The sequence below is a fragment of the Arthrobacter agilis genome, assembly GCF_002953615.1.
GTDB classification, from domain to species: Bacteria; Actinomycetota; Actinomycetes; order Actinomycetales; family Micrococcaceae; genus Arthrobacter_D; species Arthrobacter_D agilis_B.
This window is the reverse complement of sequence record NZ_CP024915.1, coordinates 1,405,661-1,409,782: the sequence shown is the minus strand read 5'-3', so window position 1 is coordinate 1,409,782 and position 4,122 is coordinate 1,405,661. Positions and strand designations below refer to the sequence as shown.

The 4,122-nt window shown below is 71.9% G+C and carries 1 protein-coding gene and 1 pseudogene; one reads left to right on the top strand and one right to left on the bottom strand.

All coding sequences use genetic code 11. The features are described from left to right. A pseudogene (locus CVO76_RS06775) lies at window positions 1-246 on the bottom strand (3-oxoacyl-ACP synthase III); the annotation flags it as partial. Between the two features lie 240 nt (window positions 247-486). On the opposite strand from CVO76_RS06775, the gene smc reads away from it, so the two are divergent. After that, window positions 487-4,101 carry a chromosome segregation protein SMC gene (gene smc / locus CVO76_RS06770; RefSeq protein ID WP_208741384.1) on the top strand — a complete coding sequence of 1,205 codons (3,615 nt, stop codon included), beginning with the start codon at window positions 487-489 and terminating at the stop codon, window positions 4,099-4,101. Window positions 4,102-4,122: the final 21 nt, after the last annotated feature.

Below are 4,122 nucleotides of genomic sequence, written 5' to 3'. Positions count from 1 at the left end.
GGCCTCGGCCATGGCCTTGGCTCCCGCCTCGATCGCGGCGTCGTCGAAATCGGACCCGGGAGACCACCAGCGCCGTTCCGTCACCCCGGCCACGCGTTCGAGGAGCCTCTTCGAGAGGCGGAGCCTCTTCAGGCTGGGGGCCAGTCGTTCGTCGAACTCGGCGGAACTGACGACTACCGGCGCCTCCACACTCGTGACGGCGAGCAAGGCCGTGTTTTCATGTCGAAACGTCGCGTTACCGGTCAAATTTCCTGCCTCGTCAACTGGTCAGCGCCGGTGGTTGGCCGTGAGGGACCCACGAATGGATCGGCCCGGACGCCTCTGAATACTGGATACTGCTGAAACTTTTGTAAGCCTACTTCTGATTGCATCGGGCGGTCACGCCGAAATCGTGCGCGTCCATGGTGTTGCCTGCCCAATACTCCGCACAGTCGGTGCGTTCCAGTAGATTGGGGAGGTCCCATTCCACCTGGAGATCCTGACACTGTGCATCTGAAGAGTCTAACCGTGCGGGGGTTCAAGTCTTTCGCCTCGGCGACCACCTTCGACTTCGAGCCCGGCGTGACCGCCGTCGTCGGTCCGAACGGCTCGGGCAAGTCCAACGTGGTCGACGCCCTCGCCTGGGTGATGGGGGAGCAGGGCGCCAAGACCCTGCGCGGCGGCAAGATGGAGGACGTCATCTTCGCCGGGACGTCCGGCCGTGCCCCGCTGGGACGGGCCCACGTCTCGCTCACCATCGACAACGCGGACGGCGCCCTGCCGATCGAGTACTCCGAAGTGACCATCTCCCGCACCCTCTTCCGCGCCGGCGGGTCCGAGTACGCCATCAACGGCAAGAACTGCCGCCTGCTCGACATCCAGGAACTCCTCTCGGACTCGGGGCTCGGTCGCGAGATGCACGTGATCGTGGGCCAGGGCCAGCTCGACAAGGTGCTGCACGCGACACCCGAGGAGCGCCGGGGCTTCATCGAGGAGGCCGCCGGCATCCTGAAGCACCGCCGCCGCCGGGAGAAGACCGTGCGGAAGCTGGACGCGATGCAGGCCAACCTCGCGCGGCTGTCCGACCTCACGGCCGAACTGCGACGGCAACTGACCCCGCTGGGGAAGCAGGCCGAGGTCGCCCGCCGGGCGCAGCAGGTGCAGTTCGCGGTCCGCGACGCGCGATCCCGGCTGCTCGCGGACGAGCTGGTGACCCTCCGGTCCGGTTTCGAGCGGGACGTCGCCGCGGAGGCGGCGCTCCAGGCGCGTCGCGAGGAGGTCGAGAAGACCCTCGGCGCCGGGCAGGAACGCCAGGCGGACCTCGAGCGGGCCGCGGCGGCGTCCGTCCCGACCCTGAACAGGGCGCGGGAGACCTGGTACGCCCTGTCGAGTGCGCGCGAGAGGCTCTCCGCGCTCGCCGCCCGCGCAGAGGACCGGGGGCACCTCCTCGGCCAGGGAGGCACGGAACCCGAGTCGGGGCGTGACCCCGACTCCCTCGACCGGCAGGCCGAGCGTGTCCGTACCGAGGTGGCCGCGCTGCAGGACGAGGTGGCGTCGCTGGGACGCGTGCTCGAGGAGACACTCACTGCCCGCCGCGTCGCCGAGGACGCCGCATCGGCCGAGGATGCCCGGCTCGCCCGGCTGCTCCGCGCCGCGGCCGACCGGCGCGAGGGCGATGCGCGGCTCGCGGGCACGGTGGGAGCCGCACGCTCCCGCGTCGAGGCAGCCGTCGCCGAACTCGGCCGCCTCCGCGCGTCCATCGCTGCTGCCGAGGAGCGTCGCAGCACCGCCGAGCGTGACTTCACGGCGCTCGAGAGCCAGGTGGCCGGGGACGAGGAGGGCGAGGAGGGCCTCGACGCCGAGTACGAGGAGGCATCGGCCGTCCTCGCGTCCATCACGGACGGGCTGCGGATCCTCGTCGATGAGGAACGCTCCGCGGAGCGGGACCGCGGCGCACTGGCCGCGCGGCTGGAGGCGCAGCGCGAAGGCCTGCAGCAGCGTGACGGGTCCGGTGCCCTCCTGGCCGCCGGGCTCGACGGCGTGTCCATGCCGCTCGCCCAGCTGCTGCAGGTCGCTCCGGGCTTCGAGAAGGCCGTCGCCGCTGCCCTCGGTGCGCGGGCCGACGCCGTGACGGTGGAGGGCATCGCCGCTGCCGTCGACGCCCTGCAGCTCCTGAAGACCGAGGACGCCGGTCAGGTCTCGCTCGTCGTCGCCACCGGCGCGGTGGAGGGCGGGCTCCAGGCGAAGGCGGAGTTCGGGCCGGCGCTCCGGGATTCCGACGACCCCGTCCCCGTGCTGTCCGTCGTGACCGTTCCGCCGCCGCTCCGGGCCGCGCTCGAGAGCCTGCTGGACGGCGTCGTCGTGGTCACGGACCTCGGCCACGCCCGGGGTGTGATCGAGGACGGCAGCACCCCGGTCGCCGTCACGCGCGACGGGGACGTCCTGTCCCGGTATTCCGCAACGGGCGGCACCCCCGGCGCGGCGGGCTATCTCGAACTCCGCGCGGCCGCCGAGGAGACGGAGGAACGGCTCGCGCAGGCGGTCGCCTCGACCGAGCGCCTGCGCTTCCGGCTCTCGGGGGCGAGGACCGAACGGGACGCCGCGCAGCAGCGGGTGGACGCCGCGCTCGAGCGACTCCACGAATCAGATGCGCGGATGGCCGCCGTCGCCGAGAGGCTCGGCCGGCTCAACGCGGGCCTGCGTTCGGCCTCCGGGGAGGCCGAACGACTGACGACCCTGATGCACGCAGCCGAGGCGAACCTCGCCCAGGAGGAGACACGACTCGAGGAGGCGGCGCGGCGACTCCGGGAGCTGCAGGAGCAGCCCGTCGAGGCCGAACCCTCCACAGGGCAGCGCGACGCCCTGCACCGTGCAGCGGTCGACGCGCGCCAGGCCGAGCTGGAGGCCCGCCTCGCCCTGCGCAGCCGCGAGGAGCAGCTGTCCGCGCTCGCCAACCGGGCAGCATCGCTGGAGCGCGCGGCGCAGTCCGAGCGCCGCGCGCGGGAGCAGGCCGCGGAGAAGGCGAGGATCCGGCGGGCCCAGGCGCTCAAGGCCGCCGCCGTCGCGCGGGCCGCCCGCCACGCCGAACGGCTCGCCGCAGGATCGGTCGAGGTCGCCGTGCAGCAGCGGGACGCCGTGGAGCGCCTGCGTGAGCAGCAGGACGCGGAGCTGCAGGAGGTCCGCGCGACGAACGCCGACCTCGGCGTCGAGCTCGCCCGCCTGACCGACTCCGTGCACCGCGACGAGCTTGCACGCACGCAGCAGAGGCTCCGTATCGAAGCGCTCGAGAACCGGTCCATCGAGGAGCTCGGCCTGACGCCGGACCACCTCGTCGACGAGTTCGGTCCGCACCTGCCGGTGCCGGAGGACTCCGCCGGCGGTGACAAGTGGGCTGCGCTGCGGGCACCTGTCGACGACGACGGCAATCCGGTGCCGCAGGGCGTCCCGTTCGTCCGCGAGCAGCAGGAGAAGCGGCTGAAGCGTGCCGAACGCGACCTCGCGGCGCTGGGCAGGGTCAATCCGCTCGCCCTCGAGGAGTTCGCGGCGCTCGAGGAACGCCACCAGTTCCTGAGCACCCAGCTGGCGGACCTCAAGGCGACCCGCAAGGACCTCCTGGACATCATCCGGGAGGTCGACGAGCGCGTGGAGCAGGTGTTCACGGCCGCCTACCGCGACACGGCGGAGCAGTTCGAACGCGTGTTCGCGACCCTGTTCCCGGGCGGCGAAGGCAGGCTCGTGCTCACGGATCCCTCCGACATGCTCACCACCGGCATCGAGGTCGAGGCCCGGCCCGCGGGCAAGAAGATCAAGCGGCTGTCGCTGCTGTCCGGCGGCGAGCGGTCGCTGACCGCCGTGGCGCTCCTCGTGGCGATCTTCAAGGCACGGCCGTCGCCGTTCTACGTCATGGACGAGGTGGAGGCCGCCCTCGACGACACCAACCTCGGCCGCCTGATCACGATCTTCCGGGAGCTCCGGGAGTCGAGCCAGCTGATCATCATCACGCACCAGAAACGGACGATGGAGGTGGCCGACGCGCTCTACGGAGTCACGATGCGCGGCGACGGCGTGTCCACCGTCATCAGCCAGCGCCTCGCGGCCGAGGTCGAGCAGGTCCTCACCTAGCCGTACCGCCCCTTCCGCCCC